The 21,083-nt window shown below is 69.7% G+C and carries 20 protein-coding genes; 9 read left to right on the top strand and 11 right to left on the bottom strand.

Features of this window, described 5'->3' with window-relative positions:
- Positions 1 to 84: 84 nt before the first annotated feature.
- From glnA to WG922_RS12545, 5 genes are all read right to left on the bottom strand, one after another.
- Positions 85 to 1,503, bottom strand: coding sequence for a type I glutamate--ammonia ligase (glnA, locus tag WG922_RS12565; RefSeq protein WP_340282994.1), 1,419 nt, complete (start codon positions 1,501 to 1,503; stop codon positions 85 to 87).
- 161 nt (positions 1,504 to 1,664) lie between these two features.
- Complete coding sequence (locus WG922_RS12560; RefSeq protein ID WP_340282993.1) at positions 1,665 to 2,489, bottom strand: competence/damage-inducible protein A; 825 nt, start codon at positions 2,487 to 2,489, stop codon at positions 1,665 to 1,667.
- Positions 2,490 to 2,508: 19 nt separating this feature from the next.
- Entirely contained in the window at positions 2,509 to 3,465 is a 957-nt protein-coding gene (locus WG922_RS12555; protein ID WP_340282992.1) for a sterol desaturase family protein, read from the bottom strand.
- Between the two features lie 5 nt (positions 3,466 to 3,470).
- Positions 3,471 to 4,277 carry a polysaccharide deacetylase family protein gene (locus WG922_RS12550; RefSeq protein WP_340282991.1) on the bottom strand — a complete coding sequence of 269 codons (807 nt, stop codon included), beginning with the start codon at positions 4,275 to 4,277 and terminating at the stop codon, positions 3,471 to 3,473.
- Positions 4,243 to 5,175: a YncE family protein gene (locus WG922_RS12545; RefSeq protein ID WP_340282990.1), complete on the bottom strand. Its 933-nt coding sequence runs from the start codon at positions 5,173 to 5,175 to the stop codon at positions 4,243 to 4,245. The genes WG922_RS12550 and WG922_RS12545 overlap by 35 nt, the downstream gene beginning before the upstream one ends.
- Positions 5,176 to 5,562: 387 nt before the next feature.
- Here WG922_RS12545 and WG922_RS12540 point away from each other — a divergent pair, with 387 nt between their 5' ends.
- Positions 5,563 to 6,339: an alpha/beta fold hydrolase gene (locus WG922_RS12540; protein WP_340282989.1), complete on the top strand. Its 777-nt coding sequence runs from the start codon at positions 5,563 to 5,565 to the stop codon at positions 6,337 to 6,339.
- A 25-nt stretch (positions 6,340 to 6,364) separates the two neighbouring features.
- Here the strand turns inward: WG922_RS12540 and WG922_RS12535 are convergent, their stop codons facing one another.
- Positions 6,365 to 7,120, bottom strand: a complete 756-nt coding sequence (locus WG922_RS12535; protein WP_340282988.1) for a pseudouridine synthase — start codon at positions 7,118 to 7,120, stop codon at positions 6,365 to 6,367.
- A 29-nt stretch (positions 7,121 to 7,149) separates the two neighbouring features.
- Here WG922_RS12535 and WG922_RS12530 point away from each other — a divergent pair, with 29 nt between their 5' ends.
- From WG922_RS12530 to WG922_RS12510, 5 genes are read left to right on the top strand one after another with little or no spacing between them, the layout of a single operon-like run.
- Positions 7,150 to 8,082, top strand: coding sequence for a LysR family transcriptional regulator (locus WG922_RS12530; protein ID WP_340282987.1), 933 nt, complete (start codon positions 7,150 to 7,152; stop codon positions 8,080 to 8,082).
- A 40-nt stretch (positions 8,083 to 8,122) separates the two neighbouring features.
- Positions 8,123 to 9,379 carry a CaiB/BaiF CoA transferase family protein gene (locus WG922_RS12525; protein WP_340282986.1) on the top strand — a complete coding sequence of 419 codons (1,257 nt, stop codon included), beginning with the start codon at positions 8,123 to 8,125 and terminating at the stop codon, positions 9,377 to 9,379.
- Positions 9,380 to 9,381: 2 nt separating this feature from the next.
- Positions 9,382 to 10,326: a hydroxymethylglutaryl-CoA lyase gene (locus WG922_RS12520; protein WP_340283222.1), complete on the top strand. Its 945-nt coding sequence runs from the start codon at positions 9,382 to 9,384 to the stop codon at positions 10,324 to 10,326.
- A 1-nt stretch (position 10,327) separates the two neighbouring features.
- On the top strand, positions 10,328 to 11,080 hold the full coding sequence (locus WG922_RS12515; protein WP_340282985.1) for a maleate cis-trans isomerase family protein: 753 nt from the start codon (positions 10,328 to 10,330) through the stop codon (positions 11,078 to 11,080).
- Positions 11,081 to 11,103: 23 nt separating this feature from the next.
- Positions 11,104 to 12,078: a Bug family tripartite tricarboxylate transporter substrate binding protein gene (locus WG922_RS12510; protein ID WP_340282984.1), complete on the top strand. Its 975-nt coding sequence runs from the start codon at positions 11,104 to 11,106 to the stop codon at positions 12,076 to 12,078.
- A gap of 163 nt (positions 12,079 to 12,241) precedes the next feature.
- Here the strand turns inward: WG922_RS12510 and WG922_RS12505 are convergent, their stop codons facing one another.
- From WG922_RS12505 to WG922_RS12485, 5 genes are all read right to left on the bottom strand, one after another.
- A complete protein-coding gene (locus tag WG922_RS12505; protein ID WP_340282983.1) occupies positions 12,242 to 13,213 on the bottom strand; it encodes a glycosyltransferase family 2 protein in 972 nt (323 codons plus the stop codon).
- A 184-nt stretch (positions 13,214 to 13,397) separates the two neighbouring features.
- Positions 13,398 to 15,983 carry a bifunctional aconitate hydratase 2/2-methylisocitrate dehydratase gene (acnB, locus tag WG922_RS12500; RefSeq protein WP_340282981.1) on the bottom strand — a complete coding sequence of 862 codons (2,586 nt, stop codon included), beginning with the start codon at positions 15,981 to 15,983 and terminating at the stop codon, positions 13,398 to 13,400.
- Between the two features lie 40 nt (positions 15,984 to 16,023).
- Entirely contained in the window at positions 16,024 to 17,001 is a 978-nt protein-coding gene (locus tag WG922_RS12495; RefSeq protein WP_340282979.1) for a hypothetical protein, read from the bottom strand.
- A gap of 22 nt (positions 17,002 to 17,023) precedes the next feature.
- Positions 17,024 to 18,010 carry an HpcH/HpaI aldolase/citrate lyase family protein gene (locus WG922_RS12490; RefSeq protein ID WP_340282978.1) on the bottom strand — a complete coding sequence of 329 codons (987 nt, stop codon included), beginning with the start codon at positions 18,008 to 18,010 and terminating at the stop codon, positions 17,024 to 17,026.
- A gap of 231 nt (positions 18,011 to 18,241) precedes the next feature.
- Positions 18,242 to 19,228 (bottom strand): malate dehydrogenase, encoded by a 987-nt coding sequence (locus WG922_RS12485; protein WP_340282976.1) that lies wholly within the window; start codon positions 19,226 to 19,228, stop codon positions 18,242 to 18,244.
- A gap of 164 nt (positions 19,229 to 19,392) precedes the next feature.
- On the opposite strand from WG922_RS12485, the gene WG922_RS12480 reads away from it, so the two are divergent.
- The 3 genes from WG922_RS12480 to sdhD all read left to right on the top strand — a co-directional run bounded on the left by WG922_RS12480 (position 19,393) and on the right by sdhD (position 21,082).
- Positions 19,393 to 20,178, top strand: coding sequence for a GntR family transcriptional regulator (locus WG922_RS12480; protein WP_340282974.1), 786 nt, complete (start codon positions 19,393 to 19,395; stop codon positions 20,176 to 20,178).
- A gap of 81 nt (positions 20,179 to 20,259) precedes the next feature.
- On the top strand, positions 20,260 to 20,694 hold the full coding sequence (sdhC, locus tag WG922_RS12475) for a succinate dehydrogenase, cytochrome b556 subunit (RefSeq protein WP_340282973.1): 435 nt from the start codon (positions 20,260 to 20,262) through the stop codon (positions 20,692 to 20,694).
- 22 nt (positions 20,695 to 20,716) lie between these two features.
- Positions 20,717 to 21,082, top strand: coding sequence for a succinate dehydrogenase, hydrophobic membrane anchor protein (gene sdhD, locus WG922_RS12470; protein WP_340282972.1), 366 nt, complete (start codon positions 20,717 to 20,719; stop codon positions 21,080 to 21,082).
- Position 21,083 lies beyond the last annotated feature (1 nt).

Genomic DNA, 21,083 nt, shown 5'->3' with positions numbered 1-21,083 from the left:
CGAGCAGTCCCGCCCGAAAGGGAAAAGGGCGGCCTCGGCCGCCCTTTTGTCACGGCGGCGCGCAGTGGCGCCGCCTGCCCGCCATCACAGGCTGTAGTACATGTCGAACTCGATCGGGTGCGTGGTCATGCGAAAGCGCGTGACTTCGGCCATCTTCAGCTCGATGTAGGCGTCGATCATGGTGTCGGTGAACACGCCGCCCTTGGTGAGGAAGCTGCGGTCCTTGTCCAGGTAGTCGAGCGCCTGGTCGAGGCTGTGGCAGACGGTCGGGATCTTCGCGTCTTCTTCGGGCGGCAGGTGATACAGGTCCTTGGTGGCCGCCTCGCCCGGGTGGATCTTGTTCTCGACGCCGTCCAGGCCCGCCATCAGCAGCGCCGCGAAGCCCAGGTAGGGGTTCATCAGGGGATCGGGGAAGCGCGCCTCGATGCGGCGGCCCTTCGGGTTGGACACGAAGGGAATCCGGATGGACGCCGAGCGGTTGCGCGCCGAGTAGGCCAGCTTCACCGGTGCCTCGAAGCCGGGCACCAGGCGCTTGTAGCTGTTGGTGCCGGGGTTGGTGATGGCGTTGAGCGCGCGTGCGTGCTTGATGATGCCGCCGATGTAGTACAGGGCAAAGTCCGACAGGCCGCCGTAGCCGTCGCCGGCGAACAAGTTCTTGCCGTCCTTCCAGACCGACTGGTGCACGTGCATGCCCGAGCCGTTGTCGCCCACCAGGGGCTTGGGCATGAAGGTGGCGGTCTTGCCGTAGGCGTTGGCGACGTTCTGGATCACGTACTTCTGCAGGATGGTCCAGTCGGCGCGGCGCACCAGCGTGTTGAAGCGCGTGCCGATCTCGTTCTGCCCGGCGCCGGCCACTTCGTGGTGGAACACCTCGACGGGGATGCCCAGCGATTCGAGGATCAGGGACATCTCGGCGCGCATGTCCTGGGTGCTATCGACCGGGGGCACCGGGAAGTAGCCGCCCTTGACGGTCGGACGGTGGCCCTTGTTGCCGCCTTCGATCTGCTTGCCGGTGTTCCAGGGCGCCTCGTACTCGTCGATGTGGACGAAGGAGCCGGACATGTCGGCGCCCCAGCGGACGTCGTCGAAGATGAAGAACTCTGGCTCGGGGCCGAAGAAGGCGGTGTCGCCCAGGCCGGACGCCTTGAGGTAGGCCTCGGCGCGCTTGGCGATGGAGCGCGGGTCGCGGTCGTAGGCCTTGCCGTCACCCGGCTCGAGCACGTCGCACGACAGGAACATCGTCGTCTCTTCGAAGAAGGGGTCGATGTTGGCGGTGTCCGGGTCGGGCATCAGCAGCATGTCGGAGGCCTCGATGCCCTTCCAGCCGGCGATGGACGAGCCGTCGAAGGCGTGGCCCGAGGAGAACTTGTCCTCGTCGAAGTGCGAGACGGGCACGGTAACGTGCTGCTCCTTGCCGCGGGTGTCGGTGAAGCGGAAGTCGACGAACTTGACTTCGTTGTCCTTCACCATCTTCATCACGTCGGCGACGGTCTTGGCTGCCATCAGGTTTCTCCTGGTTCGATGGTTGGTTGCTGATTCAAAGACGGGCTGCGGAATGCAGGTTCTGTGCCACCTGCTGGTGCATGGCGCGCTTGGGCTCGGGCGGCATTCGACGCACCAACTCGGCGCGTTTGCACCAAGTCAGTGCACAAAAGAGAGGCGAGCTAGCTTATCGCACCATTCGCGCGCACCAACTCGGGTCCGAGGGGCACGGACAGCGCCCGCAGACCCGACAGCAGTTGGGCGTACGCAGGCTCGACGGCGCCCGGGGCACCCTTGACGCCGAGGTCGATGTGGCGGCCCCACTGCGGATGATCGACGCTGGGCAGGCTGAACACCCTGATGGCCGGATGGTCGCGCTCGACCGCCTCCATCAAGGGCGTGAGGGTCGCCTCCATGGCGCCGTGCACGATGACGGACTTTTCCACGTAAGCGCCCTGGCCGAACAGCGGCCGATAGTGCTGCTCGAGCACCCATTCCATCATCGGCCAGGCCATCACCGGAAAACCGGGCAGGAAATGCAGGTCGCCGACGCTGAAGCCCGGGATCTTGTTGTAGGGGTTGGGGATGATGCGAGCCCCTTCGGGGAAGACGCCCATGTTGAGGCGGTGCTGGTTGTCGGCGCGGTCGGGCTCATAGGGGACCCCCTGCTCGCGCGCAACGTCCTGCATGCGCTCGCGGATCAGGACGGCCGCCTCCGGGTGCAACGCCAGCGGCACGCCCAGCGCACGCGCGGCGCACTGGCGGGTGTGGTCGTCGGGCGTGGCGCCGATGCCTCCGCAGCAGAACACCGGGTGCCCCGCGGCGAAAGCACGGCGCAGGATTGCCGTGATGCGCTCGGGCGAGTCGCCCACGTACTCGGCCCAGGCCAGCTGCAGGCCCCGGGCGGTCAGCAGTTCGATGCACTTGGGCATGTGCTTGTCGAGCCGTTTGCCCGAGAGGATCTCGTCGCCGACGATGACGAGGCCGAATTCGTTGGATGCGCTCATGGGAAGGATGGTGAGGGCCTCAGGCCTTGCCGGCCAGGCGCTTGAGCCCGAGCCACTGCTGCGACCAGAAGCCGCGTCCGTAGTCGCGGCCGGCTTCGACCTGGTCGCGGATGCCGGTCGGATCGTAGCGGTGCTCGAAGTTGGCGGTGCCGAACAGCAGGTCCCAGACGGGCAGCAGCACGGCGAAGTTGTGTCCGCCCAGGCTGCCGCGGCCGCGCCGCTCGTGGCCCAGGCCGACGCTGTGGTGCAGCCGGTGGTACCGCGGGCTGACCCAGAGCCGCTCGCCCACGCGGCCGAACCACAGGCGCACGTTGGCGTGGTGCAGGCTCTCGCTGAGCTGCGTGATCGCCACCACGGCGACGAACTGCCCCGGGGCCACGCCGATCGCCTGCGCCAGCAGCACCAGCAGGCTGTCGCGGATCAGGTCGTCCAGCAGGTGGTTGCGGTTGTCGCTCCACATCGTCATCTGGCGCTGCGAGTGATGCAGCGCATGCAGCTTCCACCACCATCCCAGGCCGTGCTGCCCCCGATGGATCCAGTAGTCGGCGAAGTCGAAGATCGCGAGGTAGATCAGCAGGCTGACCCACGCCTGGTCGGTGACGCCGGGCCAGAGCTGGTCGAGGTGGAAGGTGCTCCATCCCGCCACGCGCAGGGTCCCGAACAGCTGGTCGAAGAGCGGCTCGACCGTAAAGAACAGCGCAACGCGGAACAGGCCCAGCCGGTGCACCAGGGTGTAGGCGATGTCGGTGCGCACCGCCGCCCGGTCGCTCAGCGGCTCGACCGGCCGCCAGCGCTGCAGCGGAGCGATGAGGGCCAGCATCACGAGCAGCTGCAGCAGCCCGACCAGCAGCCAACCGGTGGCGACGAAGCCGTCTTCGAGCAGGTTGCCGAGCCCGAAGGCGAACATGAGCGGCTGCACCGCCGCCTCGAACAGCCACTGCTGTCCCGTGCCGAACAGGGATTCGAGCGTGTCCATGGTGCTCACTCGCGCGCCGCGATCCAGGCGCGATAGTCGGGATGCTCGCGCAGCGTGCGAAAGCAGAACCCGCGTTCCTTCAGCCCCACGATCAGGGGCTCCAGCACCGCCGGTGCCCAGGGGTCGCGTCGCGACCAGATGCCGAGATGGGCCATGAGGATGTCGCCGCCGCGCACCGTGCGCAGGGCCTTCTCGAGCAGGGCCGCGTTGGGATGGCTCTCGCTGGACAGCTCATCGCCCAGGAAGCCGGCCGCGGACCAGCCCACGTGCGCATAGCCGCAGCCGCGTGCCGTCTGCAGCAGGCGTGGCGAGGTCTTGCCGCCCGGTGCGCGGAACAGCGGCAGTGGTGCGCGTCCGGTGAGCTCGCGCAGGCGCTGCGCGGCGCGGTCGATCTCGGCGCACACCTGGGCTTCGGTCCAGGTCTGCCGTTGGCCCTCCAACGGCCCGGCCGAGGCCTGCATGCGGAAGCGCCCGTCCGGCAGGTCGGCGCGCCAGTAGACATGGTCGAAGGTGTGCGAGGCGAACTCATGGCCTTCGGCGGCGCGCGCCTTCCACCAGCCGGCCCAGTGCGCGCCGAGGCTGCCGTCGCCCTCACGGGTGCGCTCGTGCGCCGCGAAGAAGGTGACCCGCACCTGCTGGCGCGCCAGCACCTCGGCCACCAGCGGCGCCACGCCCATGTGGCCGGTGTCGAAGGTGAGATAGACGGGCCTGGCGCAGGACGGCGCGGCGGCGGCGTGGACGCACACCGCCGACAGCGCGGCCGCGAGTACCGCGCGCCTAGGGGCGAACGTGATCGAGCGTCCAGACGCCATGGGGCGACTTGCCCACCGGCACCTGCCGGACGAGCTTGCGGGTTTCGGTGTCGATCACGCTCAGGCGCCGGGCCCAGCGCGAGGTCACCAGCAGCAGCTTGCCGCCGGCGGCCAGCTCCATGCAGTCGGGACCGCCCGGCACGTCGAAGCTATCGACCACCTGCAGCGACTGCAGGTCGATCTTGGAGACCGTGTTGGCGACCCGGTTGCTCACGAACACGTGGCGGCGGTCGCCCGCGGAGCGGAAGGCGTGCGCGCCGGCGCCGGTGGGGATGCGCTTGGTCACGCGCGGCTCGCGGCCGGAGAGGTCCCAGACCTCGACGTGGTCGCTGCCGGTCATGCCCAGCAGCAGGAAGCGGTCGTCGGCGGTGCCGAACACGTCGGCCGGCATGGGGCCGGTCTTGGCCCGCCACTTCAGCGTCTGGCTGGGCAGGTCGATGGCCACCAGCTCATCGCTGTCCTGCATGGTGACGTAGGCCGTGACGCTGCGACTGTCGATCCAGATATGGCTGGGCGTCTTTCCCGTGGCGATGCGGCGTGCCAGCTGCAGCTCCTTGCCGTCCCAGTGGTAGACATCGACGTGGTTGAGGCGGTTTGCCGCCGTCACGAACCACTTCATGTCGGGCGAGAAGCGCAGGTGGTAGGGATCGACGATGCCGCGCACGGTGCGCTGAACCTCGGCCGTGCGCGGGTCGATGAAGGTCAGGGAGTCCGCAGCGGCGTTGGCCACGATGACCGACTTCTCGTCGGGCGTCATGTACAGGTGGTGCGGCTCCTTGCCGCTGGGCAGGCGGCGCAGCTCCGTCCAGGTGACGGGATCGATGACGCTCACGTTGGCGTCCTGCGAGTTCAGCACGAAGATCGGCGCCTTCGCGGCAGCCGCGGGGGAGACGGCCACGCCCGCAGCTGCAGGCGCTGCGGCCGCTGGCGCTGCGGGAGCGCTGGCAGCCGCCGCTGCCGGACCCTTTGCACCCGCAGCTGCGGAGGCCGGCGCAGCAGGCGCGACCGCCGGGCGTGGGGACGCGGGCGCCGCCGCCGCGGGAGTACCCGCCGTCTTCGGCCGCGTGGCACCTGCGGCTGCCGGTGCTGCGGCAGCAGGCGCGGTGGCCGCTGCGGGGCTGGGCCCAGGGGTCGCGGGGGCCTGCGCGAGCGCCGTGAGCGAGGCGGCCAGCCCCAGGGTCATGGCGCAATGGCGGATAAAGCGGATCACGGGGGGGACGGCGGGGCGTGCGGGAGGTGCGCAAGTGTAGCCGCGCGCGCCGGCGCTTCCCGTAACATTCCTGCGATGGACGGCAGCATCGATATCGACGGCGTGAGGCTCGAAATCCGGCGTGAAAACGCCTCGGCGCAGGGCGACCGCGCACCGCTGGTCTTTCTGCACGAGGGCCTCGGCTCGGTGGCCATGTGGCGCGATTGGCCGGCCCGCGTGTGCCGTGAAACCGGCCGCGCAGGCGTGGTGTATTCGCGGCGTGGCTACGGAGCCTCCGACGCGGTGCCGCAGGTGCGCGGCGCCGGCCGGCTCACCCCCGACTACATGCACCGCGAGGCCTGGGAGGTGCTGCCCAGGCTGCTGGCTGCGCTCGGCATCGAGCGGCCGGTGCTGGTGGGCCATTCCGACGGTGGCAGCATCGCGCTGCTGCACGCCAGCCGCCATCCGGTCGCCGCCTGCATCGTGATGGCCCCGCACGTGATCGTGGAAGATGTCTCGGTGCGCTCCATCGAGCAGGCGCGCGACGCCTTCGAGGGCGCCGGGCTGCGCGAGCGGCTGGCGCGCTTCCACGCCGACGTGGACGGCGCCTTCTGGCAATGGAACGACGTGTGGCTGAGCGAGGCCTTCCGCGGCTTCGACATCCGCCCCGACTGCCGGCGCATTGCGGCGCCGGTGCTCGCCATCCAGGGCGTGCAGGACCCCTACGGCACGCTGCGCCAGATCGAGGAGATCGCGCCCACCGCCGGGCCGATGAAAACCCTGGTGGTGCCCGACTGCGGGCACTCGCCGCACCGCGACCAGCCCGACGCGGTGACCCGCGCGATCGCCGACTTCCTCGCGGGCAAGGATTAGCCGCGAGCGCCTGGCGGTGCCGGCATCAGCCGGCCGCGCCTGCCCGCGCCGGCGCCGGCGCCGCCATCAGCGCGCGCACCTCGGCTTCCGTGAGCCAGCGCCACTGCCCCGGTTCCAGCTCAGGCGGAAGTTCGAGCACCCCGATGCGTGAGCGGTGCAGCGCCTCCACCCGGTTGCCCGCCGCGGCCACCATGCGCTTGACCTGGTGGTACTTGCCCTCGGTGAGCGTCATGCGCAACGCACGCTCGCCGGTCTGCTCGCAGGCGGCGGCACGCACCGGCACCCGCTCGTCCTCCAGCAGGACGCCCTCCAGGAGCCGCCCCAGCTGAGCCGCATCGACCGGGTGGCGCGTGACGACCTCGTACACCTTCGGGACGTGGTGGCGTGGCGAGGCCATGCGGTGGATGAACTTGCCGTCGTCCGTGAGCAGCAGCAGCCCGGTGGTGTCCTGGTCGAGCCGGCCCACCGCCTGCACGCCGTTGACGGCGCCCTTGTTGGGCCGCTGGCGCAGCGGCGCCGGCAGCAGGGTGTAGACGCTGGGATAGGTCGAGGGCTTTTGCGAGCACTCGGTGCCGGCCGGCTTGTGCAGCATCACGTAGGCCAGGCGCTGGTAGAGCCAGGGCACGCCCTGCACGGTGTATCCCAGCCCCTCGGGCTGGACGTCGGCGCCGGGATCGTCGCAGATCGCGCCCTCCACCGTGACCAGCCCCTGCTGGATGAGGCCGGCGCAGACGCGCCGGGTGCCGAAGCCTTGGGAAAACAGCAGGTCGTCGAGTCGCATGCGGCGCGTATCGTAAGCTGCCGCCGCCCATGACCACCGCCTACAACCTCGCGCGCTTCGACCTGGTCTCCATCCGCCTGGTGGTCGATTGCGTGCGCCTGGGCAGCCTGAGTGCGGCAGCCGGCGCCTCGCACCTGGCGCTGGCGGCCGCCAGCCGGCGCCTGCGCGAGCTGGAGGATGCCGTGCGCGAGCCGCTGTTCGAGCGCCACGGGCGCGGCCTGCGGGCCACCCCGGCGGGCGCGGTGTTCGCCCGGCACGGCCTCGCGCTGCTGCAAAGCATGGAGCAGATGGCCACCGAGCTGTCCGACCTGCGCCAGGGCATCGCCCGGCACGTGCGCCTGTGTGCCAACACCGCCGCGATCAACCAGTTCCTGCCGCCCCTGCTGGCCGAATACGCGAGCCGCGCCCGCCATGTGCGGGTGGAGCTGGAGGAGCAGCTGTCCACGGGAGTGGTCGCGGCGCTGCGCGAGGGCCGCGCCGACGTGGGCGTCTTCGCCGAGGGGCCCGACACCACGGGGCTCGCCTGCCGCGTCTTCCGGCGCGATGCACTGGTGCTGGTGCTGCCGCGCGGCCACCGGCTGGTCGGCCGCGGGCCGCTCGCTTTCAGCGAGGCGCTGGACGAAGACTGGGTAACGCTCAGCGATGGCGCGGCGCTCCTGCTCAAGCAGCAGCAGACCGCGCTCGCGGCAGGCCGGCCGCTGCGCATCCGCATGCAGGTGCGCAGCTTCGACGCCGTGTGCCACCTGGTCGCCTCGGGGCTCGGCATCGCCGTGCTGCCGCACAACGCGGTGCGGCCGCTGATGGGCCCGATGAAGCTGCACGCCCGGCCCCTGTCCGACGCCTGGGCCACGCGCGACCTGCTGGTGGCCACACGCGACGGCGCGGTCGAGCCAGCGGTGCAGGACCTGCTCGCCTTCCTGGCGCAGCCTTCGCAAAAAGCGAAAGCTCGCGCAACGCAATAGCAATGGACGCGCGGCGCCGGCGCCCGCCACACTGCGCCCCATGGACAGCACGCATGCGCCGGGCACGACCGGCTCCCCAGACGCGGCCGCCGCCCCGGCCGGCCCCCTCGCCGGTCTGCGCGTCGTCGAGCTCGGCCAGCTGATCGCCGGCCCGTTCGCCGCCAAGACGCTGGCGGATTTCGGCGCCGACGTGATCAAGGTCGAGCCGCCGGGAGCGGGCGATCCGCTGCGCAACTGGCGCCTGGTCCGCAACGGCACCTCGGTGTGGTGGCAGGTGCAGTCGCGCAACAAGCGCTCGGTCGCGCTCGACCTGCGCAATCCGCAGGCCCAGGAGGTGGTGCGCCGCCTGGCCGACGAGGCCGACGTGCTGATCGAGAACTTCCGGCCGGGCGCGCTGGAGGGCTGGGGCATCGGCCCCGAGGTGCTGCAGGAACGCAATCCGCGCCTGATCGTGCTGCGGGTGAGCGGCTATGGCCAGACCGGGCCGTACCGCAACCGCCCGGGCTTCGGCGTGGTCGGCGAGGCCATGGGCGGACTGCGCCACCTCACGGCCGAGCCTGGCCGGGTGCCGGTGCGGGTGGGCGTGAGCATCGGCGACACGCTGGCCGCGCTGCACGGCGTCATCGGCATCCTCCTGGCGTTGCACGAGCGCACCCGCTCCGGCCGCGGCCAGGTGATCGATGTGGCGCTGTACGAAGCGGTCTTCAACTGCATGGAGAGCCTGCTGCCCGAGTACAGCGCCTTCGGTGCGGTGCGCGGCCCCGGCGGCAGCGCCCTGCCCGGCATCGCGCCGAGCAACGCCTACCTCTGCGGCGACGGCGGCTATGTGCTGATCGCCGGCAACGGCGACAGCATCTTCCGCCGGCTGATGAGCCTGATCGGGCGCGACGACCTGGGCACCGACCCCGGCCTGGCCGACAACGCCGGCCGGGTGGCCCGCGTGGCCGAGATCGACCGGGCGATCGGCGCCTGGACCCTCGCCCGCGATGTCGATGCGGCCCTCGCGGCGCTCGACACGGCGGCGGTACCGGCCGGCAAGATCTACACCGTGGCCGACATCGCGGCCGATCCGCACTACCTCGCCCGCGGGATGCTGCAGGAAATCCAACTCGAGGACGGCGCCACGCTCACCGTGCCCGGCATCGTGCCCAAGCTCTCGCGCACCCCGGGCAGCCACCGCCGCAATGCGCCCGCGGTTGGCCAGGACACCGAAGCCGTGCTGCGCGAGATCGGCCTCACGCACGAACAGATCCAGGCGCTGCAGGACCGCGGCGTCCTCAAGGGAGACAGCGCATGACGATGCCACGCATCCACTTCAACGAGGTCGTCACGCGCGACGGCTTCCAGAACGAGCCGACCTTCATCCCGACCGAAAGCAAGATCGCCCTGGTCGATGCGCTCGGCGAGTGCGGCTACGCGAAAATCGAGGTCACGGCCTTCGTCTCGCCCAAGGCGATCCCGATGCTGCGCGACGCCGAAGAGGTGATGGCCCGCATCCGACGCGTGCCGGGCGTGGAGTACACCGTGCTGGTGCCGAACCAACGGGGCGCCGAGCGCGCGCTGGACGCGGGCGCCGACGAGCTCAACCTCGTGATGTCCACCTCGGAGCTGCACAACCTGGCCAACCTGCGCATGCCGCGTGAGAAGAGCTTCGCCGGCCTGGCCGAGGTGATCCGCCTGGTCGATGGGCGCAAGCCGGTGAACGTCTCCCTGTCCACCGCCTTCGGCTGCCCGATGGCGGGCGAGGTGCCGCAGGACGAGGTGCTGGCCTGGGCTGCGCGTTTCGTCGATCTCGGCGTGCGCGGCCTCACCATCTGCGACACCACGGGCATGGCCCACCCGGCGCAGGTGGCGGGCATGGCCGAGACGCTGCAGCGGCGCTTCGCCGGGCAGCAGCTCACCCTGCACTTCCACAACACGCGGGGCATGGGGCTGGCCAATGTGCTGGCCGCGGTGCAGGCCGGCATCGTCCGCTTCGACGGCTCGCTGGGCGGCCTGGGCGGCTGCCCCTACGCGCCGGGGGCGAGCGGCAACATCTGCAGCGAGGACGCCATCCACATGCTGCACGAGATGGGCTGCGACACCGGCATCGACCTGCCGCGGCTGCTGGACATCGCCCGCGCGCTGCCCGCGCTCGTCGGCCACGAGGTGCCCGGCCAGGTCGCCAAGGCCGGCCGCAGCCGCGACCTGCACCCCGTCCCGGCCTCCGTGTCGGAACTCCAGAACCAGCTTCAGGCAGCCTGAAATGTCACGTACATACCGCGTGGGACTGATCGTCCCCAGCTCCAACACCACGATGGAGACCGAGATCCCGGCCATGCTGCGCGCGCGCGAAGCGGTGCTGCCGGAGCGCTTCACCTTCCATGCGAGCCGCATGCGCATGCAGGAAGTGACGAAAGAGCAGCTCGCGGCGATGGACCGCGACTCCGACCGCTGCGCCCTCGAACTCTCCGACGCCCGCATGGACGTGATGGGGTACGCCTGCCTGGTCGCCATCATGAGCATGGGCCTGGGCTACCACCGCCAGTCGCAGCAGCGGCTGCGTGCGGTGGCGGCGGGCAACGGCGGCGACGCCCCGGTGACCACCAGCGCCGGCGCGCTGGTCGAAGGCCTGCAGGCGATCGGCGCGCGGCGCGTCTCGATCATTGCGCCCTACATGAAGCCGCTGACCCGGCTGGTGATTGATTACCTCGAGAACGAAGGCATCCAGGTCATCGACAGCGTCTCGCTCGAGATTCCGGACAACCTGGCCGTCGGCGCGCGCGACCCGCGTGCGCCCGCCGAGCTGTGGAAGCGCCTGAACGTGCAGGGCGCCGATGCCATCGTGGCGTCGGCCTGCGTGCAGATGCCCTCGCTCGCATCCGTGCCCCTCATCGAGCAGGCGAGCGGACTCCCGGTGGTCTCGAGCGCCGTCTGCACCACCTGGTCCCTGCTCAAGCACCTCGGGCTGGAGCGCCGCGTTCCCGACGCCGGCGCACTGCTGTCCGGCCGTTATTGATTACCCCCCCTGGAGACACCACCATGCAACGACGTCCCTTCCTGCGCGCGGCCTTCGCAGCTGCCACCACCACCGCGTTCGCGGGCCTCGCCGCGGCGCAGGGCTTTCCGAGCAAGCCGGTCTCGATCATCGTGCCCAACCCGCCGGGCGGCATCGTCGATGGCTCGGCGCGCATCGTGGCAGACGGCATCGCCAAGGTGCTGGGGCAATCCGTGGTGGTCGACAACCGCCCCGGCGGCAGCGGCAACGTGGCGTATGCGCACGTGGCCCGCGCGCCGGCCGACGGGCACACGCTGCTCGCCTCGTACTCCGCCTACCACGTGGGCAACCCTTCGCTCTCGGCCAAGCTGCCCTGGGCCCAGAAGGACTTCGCCCCGGTGGCCCTGGCCACCGCCGGAACCAACGTGATCGCGGTGCACCCCTCGGTGCCGGCCAACACGCTGGCCGAGTTCATCGACTACCTCAAGAAGAACCCCGGGAAGCTGAGCTACGCGTCGCAGGGCAACGGCTCGCTGGCGCACATCGGCACCGAGATGTTCAAGACGCAGACCGGCACCCAGATGGTCCACATCCCGTACAAGGGTTCGGGCGCGGCCATCCAGGACGTGCTCTCGGGGCAGGTGCAGGTCTTCATCACCACGCCGCCGTCGGTGATGCAGCACATCAAGAACGGCAAGCTCAAGGGCCTGGCCGTGACCGGCACGAGCCGCCACCCCGGCCTGCCCGAGGTACCGACCACGGCAGAGGCCGGCCTCAAGGGCTTCGAGCTGGAGGCCTGGGTCGGCCTCTTCGCGCCGGCCGCGACCCCGCCCGACGTGGTGCAGAAGCTCTCGGCCGCCGTGAAGCAGGCGCTCGAGCAGCCCGAGACCAAGACCCGCGCCGACAACGCCGGCATCGAGCTGCGCTACCTGCCGCCGCAACAGCTCGACGCCCAGGTCAAGCGCGAGACGGAGTTCTGGGCCAAGACCATCAAGGCTGCGAATATCACGGCGGACTGATCGGTCCGGCGCGGCCGGCGAGAGGCGCGCTCACCGCTGCCGGATGCGCGGCCTGCGCAGGGCACGGTCCCCTCCGCTCAGGAGGAACGCATGGCCGCGGTTTGCGGGTGCGGTCATGCTCAGACAGCATGCCGCGGCATGCCTGCCGGCGGCGTGGGCGGCTTCAGTGGGGCCGCGGGTTCGCGGCCGACGCGCCCTGTACCCGGGCGTGCTCCTGCGCCAGCGCCAGCAGGTCCGAACGTGCAGGCTCGGGCGCGTCGAGCGAGGCGACGAATTCGCCCCAGGACCAGCCGAAGCTCCACGCCCATTCGGCAAACTGCTGGCGGTGCTGCTCGGCCAGAGCCGACCCGAGCAGCAGCGCTGCCCCCCGGGGAAGGCAGCGCAGCAGCCATAGCAGCCGCCGCGCAGGCAGTCCCGCTGGCCGCTGCCAGCCATAGCGCTGCAGCAGGCGCACGTAGTCGCCTCCCCAGTTGCGGCCCTGGCGCATCCGCGCTCGCGCGCTGTGCCGCTCCCGGTAATGGATCAGCGCGTCCGCAACAAGGTGGAGCGAATAGCCCTGGAGCTGGGCACGCCACGAATAGTCGGTGTCGGCCACGTAGGGCAGCCGCACCTCGAGCGCACCGACACGTTCCCACACCGCGCGCCGCAGCCCGAAGCTGCACCCGCTCGCGTGCGCGAGGTACGGATATCCGGACATGCGGGACAGATGCGCGGACTGGTATCCCTCGCCTTCCCGCGGATGCAGCCAGTGCGGGTTGAGCTTGCGGTGGTCCAGGCGCGCGGCAACGAAGTCATGCCGGCCGAGGGCCGTGCCCATGGCGTGCAGCCAACCGGGCGCGACTTCGTCGTCTGCCTCGCAGAACACGAACGCGTCGCCTGCGGCGGCGGCCAGGCCGGTGTTGTAGGAGTGCGCGACGCCAAGGCGCGGCGTGCCGTGGACATGGGCCTGCAAGGTACGCAGTGTCGGCAGGCGCGCTCGATATCGTTCGACGATGCGCATCGACTCGTCGGTCGATCCGTTATCGACCACGATGAGCTCCCAGCCCTCCTCCCAATGCTGTGCACAGAGGGCTTCCAGCTGCACTCCGATGGTCGCGCCACCGTTGTAGCAAGGCAGGATCACGCTCAGGAACATCGCGTCGTCTCCCTCGCGGCCGAGGCGCCGCTGCGACCACTCTGCCGAACCTGGCCCAGCGGTGCATCCGCACTTTCCATGAGCTCGTGCCCGGCAGCAGGCTGTGCGAATCCGCTGCCCAACGAGAAAAGCGGCCCGCGGGCCGCTCTTCTCCTTGCAGCGCGACGCGAGGCGCCGCGCTGCGTCAGGCGGGCAGCTGGTCGGCCACGCGCTTGAAGTCGTCGATGCGGTCGAAGTTCATGTACTGGTAGATCGTGTCGCCGTTCGCAGTGAGCACGCCCATGTCGGCCAGGTACTCCTCGCGCGTCGGGATGCGGCCCAGGCGCGAGCAGATGGCGGCCAGCTCGGCGCTGCCCAGGTAGACGTTCGTGTTCTTGCCGAGGCGGTTGGGGAAGTTGCGGGTGCTGGTGGACATCACCGTCGCGCCCTCGCGCACCTGTGCCTGGTTGCCCATGCACAGCGAGCATCCGGGCATTTCCATGCGGGCGCCGGCGGTGCCGAGCACGCCGTAGTGGCCCTCTTCGGTGAGCTGCTTCTGGTCCATCTTGGTCGGCGGCGCAACCCACAGCTTGACCGGGATGTCGCGCTTGCCCTCGAGCAGCTTGGACGCCGCGCGGAAGTGGCCGATGTTGGTCATGCACGAGCCGATGAACACCTCGTCGATCTTGGCGCCGGCGACATCGGACAGCGTCTTCACGTCGTCCGGATCATTGGGGCAGGCGACGATCGGCTCGCCGATCTCGCTCAGGTCGATTTCGATCACGGCGGCGTATTCGGCATCGGCGTCGGCCTTGAGCAGCTTCGGGTCGGCAAGCCAGGCCTGCTGGGCCGCGATGCGGCGCTGCAGCGTGCGCGCATCCTGGTAGCCCTGCGCGATCATCCACTTCATCAGCGTGATGTTGCTGTTGATGTATTCGATGACCGGCTCCTTGTTCAGGTGCACGGTGCAGCCGGCGGCCGAGCGCTCGGCGGACGCATCGGACAGCTCGAAGGCCTGCTCGACCTTCAGGTCGGGCAGCCCCTCGATCTCCAGGATGCGGCCGGAGAAGATGTTCTGCTTGCCCTTCTTCTCCACCGTCAGCAGCCCCTGCTTGATGGCATAGAGCGGAATCGCGTTGACCAGGTCACGCAGGGTCACGCCCGGCTGCATGCGGCCCTTGAAACGCACCAGCACGCTCTCGGGCATGTCCAGCGGCATCACGCCGGTGGCGGCCGCGAAGGCCACGAGGCCCGAGCCGGCAGGGAAGCTGATGCCGATCGGAAAGCGCGTGTGGCTGTCGCCACCCGTGCCCACGGTGTCGGGCAGCAGGAAGCGGTTGAGCCAGCTGTGGATCACGCCATCGCCGGGGCGCAGCGAGATGCCGCCGCGATTGGCGATGAAGTCGGGCAGCTCGTGGTGCATCTTCACGTCCACCGGCTTCGGATAGGCCGCCGTGTGGCAGAAGGACTGCATCACCAGGTCGGCCGAGAAGCCCAGGCAGGCGAGGTCCTTGAGCTCGTCGCGGGTCATGGGGCCGGTCGTGTCCTGGGAGCCGACCGAGGTCATGCGCGGCTCGCAGTAGGTGCCGGGGCGGATGCCCTGCCCTTCGGGCATGCCGCAGGCGCGGCCCACCATCTTCTGCGCCAGGGTGAAGCCCTTGCGGGTGTCCACCGGCGCCTGCGGCAGGCGGAACAGCGTCGAAGGCGGCAGGCCCAGGGCCTCGCGCGCCTTGGCGGTGAGGCCGCGGCCGATGATCAGCGGAATGCGGCCACCGGCACGCACCTCGTCGAACAGCACCTCGCTCTTGACGCTGAACTCGGCGACCACCTGGCCGTTCTTGAGCGCCTTGCCCTCGTAGGGGCGCAGCTCGATGACGTCGCCCATCTCCATCTTGCTCACGTCGAGCTCGATGGGCAGCGCGCCCGCGTCTTCCATGGTGTTGTAGAAGATCGGTGCGATCTTGGTGCCCAGGCACACGCCGCCGAAACGCTTGTTGGGGACGTAGGGAATGTCTTCGCCCGTCCACCACAGCACGCTGTTGGTGGCCGACTTGCGCGAGGAGCCGGTGCCGACGACGTCGCCGACATAGGCGACCAGGTTGCCGCCGGACTTGAGCTCTTGCAGGAACTTCACCGGGCCGCGCTTGCCGTCTTCCTCGGGCGTGATGCCGGGCCGTGCGTTCTTCAGCATGGCCAGCGCGTGCAGCGGGATGTCGGGGCGGCTCCAGGCGTCGGGCGCGGGAGACAGGTCGTCGGTGTTGGTCTCGCCGGTGACCTTGAAGACAGTGACCTTGAGGCTTTGCGGCACCTCGGGGCGGCTGGTGAACCAGTCGGCCTCGGCCCAGCTCAGGAGCACGGCGCGCGCGTTGGCATTGCCGGCGTCGGCCTTGTGCTTGACGTCGTGGAACTGGTCGAACATCAGCAGGGTGTTCTTGAGCGCGTCGGCTGCGACGGAGCCCACCTCTGCGTCGTCCAGCAGATCGATCAGGGGGCTGATGTTGTAGCCGCCCAGCATGGTGCCGAGCAGGAAGGTGGCCTTGGACCGGCTGATCAGGACGCTCTGCTCGGTGCCGTGGGCCACGGCCGCCAGGTAGCTCGCCTTGACCTTGGCGGCGTCATCGACGCCGGCGGGCACGCGATGCGTGATCAGCTCGAGCAGCGTCTGCCCCTCGCCGGCGGGCGGGTTCTTGAGCAGCTCGACCAGCTCGGCCGTCTGTTGGGCCGACAGCGGCAGCGGCGGAATGCCGAGCGCGGCGCGTTCGGCGACGTGGTCACGATAGGCTTGAAGCATGTTTTCTCCGTACGTTGGGCAAGCGATCTGGTGTCTGGTATCAGGGGGCCTCGGGGCCTAGTGGCGCGGTTGAGGGCGCCGCGGGAGCCGCAGCCGCAGCCGCAGCCGCAGCCGCAGCCGGAGCCGGAGCCGGAGCCGGACCGGGTGCCGGTGCCGGTGCGGGAGCAGAAGGCGTTTCAGCGGCAGCCGGTGCGACCGGAGCCGGTGCCGACGCAGCAGGTGCAACAGGTGCGGCGGAGGGATCGGCTCCGGTCGTTCCGGTCGTTCCGGTCGTTCCGGTCGTTCCGGTCGTTCCGGTCGGCGCGGTCGGCGCGGTCGGCGCGGTCGGCGCAGTGGCGGCAGGAATACTGCCGGCAGGCGCGGCGCCGCCGCCGCCGCCGTGCATGGGGCCGTGCCCCTGCCCGTGCATGGGTCCGTGGCCGCCCTCGCGGTGCATGGGCGGACGATCCTCCAGCAGGCTTGGCTGCGGATTCTTCTTGAGGTATTCGGCGTGCGTGACCTGCTCGGGGCCCTGGCATTCGTCCGCCAGTCGCTGCCCGAGCTTCTGGCTCATGAGCATGGACTTGTTGCCCAGCTGCAGCCACATCGCACCGCGGCGTGTGTCTTCGAGGCGAATGGCGCCGGTACGGCTTTCGACCGGGTGCATGCGAAAGCGATGGCCTTTGGTGGTCACGAGGAAGAAGCCCTCGCGCTTGAGCGGCGTGACGCGCACGCTCGCACCCAGCTCGCACTTCATCTCGCCGACGTAGACCTGGCGGGCGACCGTCAGCTGCTCGGGCGAGAGCTCGGGGCCCGACTCTTCCTCGATCGGCGTGGCCTCCTCGACGGCCTTGCGTGCCGACGGCGCTATGCCGCCGGTGTTGGCCGCCGGTTTGCTGGCGGGCTTGCTTGCCGACTTGGTGGGCGGCGCAGCCTTGGCGGCCGCAGCGGGCTTTGCCGGCTTGGCGGGCTGGCTGGCCTGCGCCTGCGCGAGCAGGGGCACGCCGGCCAGGAGCCAGGCCGCGAACAGGATCTTCATGGGTGGGTTTCTCCAGCGGGGTTCATGCCTGCGGGCGCTGGAACCAGCCCCGCACGTCTTCGGGAAGCGCGCGTCCGGTCTGGTGGGCGCGCTCGAGCACCTGCCAGTGGAAACGGTAGCTCGCCCGGTCTTCCAATTTGCCGGCGTGGCTGATCGGGGCCCAGTCGGCCCGGTCGGCCGCAAGCACGATCGCAGCCGCGGTGTCGATGTCGCGCTCGGTGGGTGCAAAGGCATCCAGCAGCACGCGGATCTGGTCGGGGTGGATGCTCCACATGCGGGTGTAGCCCAGCGAGCGGGCGGCCGTCCGGGCCGCGTCTGCAAGCGCCTGGGTATCCCGGAATTCGGTCACCACGCAGTGGGAAGGCACCTTGCCGTGGGCGTGGCATGCCGAAGCGATCGCGAGCTTGGCGCGCAGCACCAGCGGATGCGTGAACTGGCCCTGCACGCCCATGGCGTCGCCGGGGATGGCGCCGCCGTGCGCGGAGACGAAGTCCATGAGGCCGAAGCTGAGCGACTGCACACGCGGGTGCGCGGCGATGTCGAAGGCGCGGTGCACCGCTGCCGGCGATTCGATCAGGGCGTGCAGCGGCAGGCCGGCCCCACCGGCGGCATCGACCGCCCGCACCGCCGCGACGATGTCGTCGGGGTGCTCGACTTTGGGGATCATCAGGTGGACCAGCCGCGAGCCGGCGCGGCCGACGATGGTGCGAACGTCCTGCTCGAACGCTGGATGATCGACCGGATGCACCCGTGCGGCGACGCGGGCGCCAGGCCCAGCGCCCAGCGCCAGTTCGGCCACCAGCTGCGCGTGCGGGGCCTCGCCGCCGACGGGCGCGCCGTCCTCGCAGTCGAGCGTGACGTCGAAAACGCAGGTGCCGAACTCCGCCGTCATCTGCGCTTGCAACTCCAGGCTCTTGCGCATCCGGGCCTCGACGCCGCTGTAGTGGTCACACACCGGGAGAACGCCGCTGCGCGCCTGGGCACCGAGAAGGACGTCGCGGGGGTGCATGGTTGGGGGACGATTCGGAAGCGAGAGGCTGAAGCAGGAAAGAGTGCGAAAGCAAGCGCGCGGGGAAACGCCAAACCGGCGAGACGAAAGCGGGAGTCTGGCCAGAGGGCGGGAACGTCGATTCCACCAGCTCCGGCTCGACAAGCGCCATGAAGCGCAGCGCCCGCCGCGGCGCGCACCCACCGGAGTGCGTGCCGCTTCCACGTGGGCCCTGCCCCCCCCCCGGACAGCTCAGAGCAGGTGGGCGACGCCCGCCTGCTCGTCCTGCAGCTCCTTGAGCGTCTTGTTGATGCGCTCCTGGCTGAACTCGTCGATGGGCAGGCCTTCGACGATCTTGTACGCGCCGTTCTCGGTGGTCACCGGGAAGCCGAACATGATGTCCTTGGGAATGCCGTACTCGCCGTTGGAGGGCACGCCCATGGTGACCCACTTGCCGTTCGATCCGAGCGCCCAGTCGCGCATGTGGTCGATGGCGGCGTTGGCGGCCGAGGCGGCCGACGAGAGGCCGCGCGCCTCGATGATGGCGGCGCCGCGCTTGCCCACGGTGGGCAGGAACACGTCGGCGTTCCAGACCTGGTCGTTGATCATGTCCTTGACGCTCTTGCCGTTCACGGTGGCGAAGCGATAGTCGGCGTACATGGTGGGCGAGTGGTTGCCCCAGACGGTGAGCTTCTCGATCTCGCCCACCTTGGTGCCGGTCTTGGCCGCGACCTGCGACAGCGCACGGTTGTGGTCCAGGCGCAGCATGGCGGTGAAGTTCTCGCGCGGCAGGCTGGGCGCGCTCTTCATGGCGATGTAGGCGTTGGTGTTGGCGGGGTTGCCGACCACCAGCACCTTCACCTTGCGGCTCGCGACCTTGTCGAGCGCCTTGCCCTGGGCCGTGAAGATCTGGGCGTTGGCGGCCAGCAGGTCGGCACGCTCCATGCCGGGGCCGCGGGGACGGGCGCCGACCAGCAGGGCGTAGTCGGTGTCCTTGAAGGCGGTCATCGGGTCGCTGTGCGCTTCCATGCCAGCCAGCAGCGGGAAGGCGCAGTCTTCCAGTTCCATCATCACGCCCTTGAGCGCCTTCTGGGCTTTCTCGTCGGGGATCTCGAGCAGCTGCAGGATGACGGGCTGGTCCTTGCCGAGCATCTCGCCGGAGGCGATGCGAAACAGCAGGGCGTAACCGATTTGGCCGGCGGCGCCGGTGACGGCGACGCGGACGGGCTTCTTGCTCATGGAAGATCTCCGGATGATGGTGGAACTGGGGCGTTCGCCGAGCCGGCGCGGCAGTCGGTGGGCGCGCCCGCGAAAGGCGGCAAGTGTACTGCCGAAAACCGCGGCCGGTCAATTTGTCTTATGTCTTATATAAGATATGATCCGGCATCCACGCAGCACGCGCCATGCCTTCTCCCCACCACCCCCAGGCCGAGCTCTCCAACGGCACGCCGGCCGAGCCGGGCACCCCGGCGTTCAGCCCGCTGTACCAGCAGATCAAGGGCCTCATCCTGCACAGCCTGCAGGCGGGGGAGTGGAAGCCCGGCGAGGCCATTCCGAGCGAAATGGACCTCGCCGCGCGCTTTCGCGTGAGCCAGGGCACGGTGCGCAAGGCCATCGACGAACTCGCCGCCGGCAACCTGGTCGTGCGCCGCCAGGGCAAGGGGACCTTCGTGGCCACGCATGCCGAGCAGCAGGTGCAGTACCGCTTCCTGAAGCTCGTGCCGGACACCGGCGACCAGGCCGGCGAGGGCCCCGCCGAGCGCCGCATCCTGGAGTGCCGCAGGGTGCGCGCCAGCGCCGAGCTCGCGCGCCTGCTCGCCATCCGCACCGGCGATCCGCTGGTGCAGGTGCGTCGCGTGCTCGCTTTCGGCGGTGTGCCCACCATCCTGGAAGACCTCTGGTTGCCGGGCACGGCCTTCAAGGGGCTGTCGGCCGAACAGATGGCCGAATACCGCGGCCCCACCTACGCCATGTTCGAGCTCGAGTTCGGCGTGCGCATGCTGCGCGCCGAGGAAAAGATCCGGGCTGTCGCCGCCGACGAGCATGCCGCGCAACTCCTGCAAGTGGGCACGGGCAGTCCGCTGCTGTCGGTCGAGCGGGTCTCCTTCACCTACAACGAGGCCCCGATGGAACTGCGGCGCGGCCTCTATCGCACCGACACCCACCACTACCGCAACGAGCTCAGCTGAAGAATGAGCCGGCCCTACGGCCGAGCCAGGTGCGCCATTGAAATAGAATTTTGGGTTTGTCAGCCCAGCCCGAACCTCTCCATGACCGAATTAGCCAAGAAGCGGCGTGAATTCCGCAACATCCACGCCTTCCGGGATCTCACCACCTACCGGCTGCCAGCGCCGGGCTGGGTATCGATCCTGCACCGGGTGAGCGGCGTGCTGATGTTCCTGCTGCTGCCGTTCATCATCTGGATGTTCGACGTGTCGGTCTCGTCCGAGCTGTCCTTCGCGCGCTTTCGAGCCGCCTTCGAAAGCGGCCTGGGCGGCATCCCCGGCTGGTTCGCCAAGCTGGTGGCGCTCTCCCTGATCTGGGCCTACCTGCACCACTTCATCGCCGGCGTGCGGCACGTCTGGATGGACACCAACCATGCCGCCGTCACCAAGCAGCGGGGCGGCCTGTCGGCCAAGGTGGTGCTGGTGTCGAGCCTGCTGCTGACCCTCGTGCTCGGCGCCAAGCTGTTCGGCCTGTACTAATCGCATTCCGGAGAACAAGAACATGACCGTGAACTACGGCTCCAAGCGCACCGTCGTGGGCGCGCACTACGGCCTGCGCGACTGGCTGAGCCAGCGGGTCACCGCGGTGCTGATGGCCCTCTTCACCGTGGTGGTGCTGGCGCAGGTGATCTTCACCAGCGGGCCGATCGGGTATGACCTGTGGGCCGGCATCTTCGCCAGCCAGTGGATGAAGGTGCTGACCTTCACCGTGGTGATCGCGCTGGTCTGGCACGTGTGGGTAGGCATGCGCGACGTGCTGATGGACTACGTCAAGCCCGTCGGCATTCGCCTGGCCCTGCAGATTTTCGTCATCGTCTGGCTGGTGGGTTGCGCCGGCTGGGCCATCCAGGTCCTCTGGAGGCTCTGAA

It is taken from the genome of Ramlibacter sp. AN1015 (genome assembly GCF_037726105.1).
GTDB lineage: Bacteria > Pseudomonadota > Gammaproteobacteria > Burkholderiales > Burkholderiaceae_C > Ramlibacter.
Note: the sequence above shows the minus strand (reverse complement) of the source record. Positions and strands in the feature narration are given on the sequence as shown.

Excerpts from the sequence above, each read along its gene's own strand:
- WG922_RS12505 (WP_340282983.1), bottom strand. The coding sequence starts at position 13,213 with ATGTTCCTGAGCGTGATCCTGCCTTGCTACAACGGTGGCGCGACCATC.
- acnB (WP_340282981.1), bottom strand. The coding sequence starts at position 15,983 with ATGCTTCAAGCCTATCGTGACCACGTCGCCGAACGCGCCGCGCTCGGC.
- WG922_RS12510 (WP_340282984.1), top strand. The coding sequence starts at position 11,104 with ATGCAACGACGTCCCTTCCTGCGCGCGGCCTTCGCAGCTGCCACCACC.
- WG922_RS12530 (WP_340282987.1), top strand. The coding sequence starts at position 7,150 with ATGACCACCGCCTACAACCTCGCGCGCTTCGACCTGGTCTCCATCCGC.
- WG922_RS12525 (WP_340282986.1), top strand. The coding sequence starts at position 8,123 with ATGGACAGCACGCATGCGCCGGGCACGACCGGCTCCCCAGACGCGGCC.
- WG922_RS12560 (WP_340282993.1), bottom strand. The coding sequence starts at position 2,489 with ATGAGCGCATCCAACGAATTCGGCCTCGTCATCGTCGGCGACGAGATC.
- WG922_RS12555 (WP_340282992.1), bottom strand. The coding sequence starts at position 3,465 with ATGGACACGCTCGAATCCCTGTTCGGCACGGGACAGCAGTGGCTGTTC.
- WG922_RS12535 (WP_340282988.1), bottom strand. The coding sequence starts at position 7,120 with ATGCGACTCGACGACCTGCTGTTTTCCCAAGGCTTCGGCACCCGGCGC.
- WG922_RS12550 (WP_340282991.1), bottom strand. The coding sequence starts at position 4,277 with ATGGCGTCTGGACGCTCGATCACGTTCGCCCCTAGGCGCGCGGTACTC.
- WG922_RS12515 (WP_340282985.1), top strand. The coding sequence starts at position 10,328 with ATGTCACGTACATACCGCGTGGGACTGATCGTCCCCAGCTCCAACACC.
- WG922_RS12520 (WP_340283222.1), top strand. The coding sequence starts at position 9,382 with ATGCCACGCATCCACTTCAACGAGGTCGTCACGCGCGACGGCTTCCAG.
- sdhD (WP_340282972.1), top strand. The coding sequence starts at position 20,717 with ATGACCGTGAACTACGGCTCCAAGCGCACCGTCGTGGGCGCGCACTAC.
- WG922_RS12490 (WP_340282978.1), bottom strand. The coding sequence starts at position 18,010 with ATGCACCCCCGCGACGTCCTTCTCGGTGCCCAGGCGCGCAGCGGCGTT.
- sdhC (WP_340282973.1), top strand. The coding sequence starts at position 20,260 with ATGACCGAATTAGCCAAGAAGCGGCGTGAATTCCGCAACATCCACGCC.
- WG922_RS12480 (WP_340282974.1), top strand. The coding sequence starts at position 19,393 with ATGCCTTCTCCCCACCACCCCCAGGCCGAGCTCTCCAACGGCACGCCG.
- WG922_RS12495 (WP_340282979.1), bottom strand. The coding sequence starts at position 17,001 with ATGAAGATCCTGTTCGCGGCCTGGCTCCTGGCCGGCGTGCCCCTGCTC.
- WG922_RS12540 (WP_340282989.1), top strand. The coding sequence starts at position 5,563 with ATGGACGGCAGCATCGATATCGACGGCGTGAGGCTCGAAATCCGGCGT.
- glnA (WP_340282994.1), bottom strand. The coding sequence starts at position 1,503 with ATGGCAGCCAAGACCGTCGCCGACGTGATGAAGATGGTGAAGGACAAC.
- WG922_RS12485 (WP_340282976.1), bottom strand. The coding sequence starts at position 19,228 with ATGAGCAAGAAGCCCGTCCGCGTCGCCGTCACCGGCGCCGCCGGCCAA.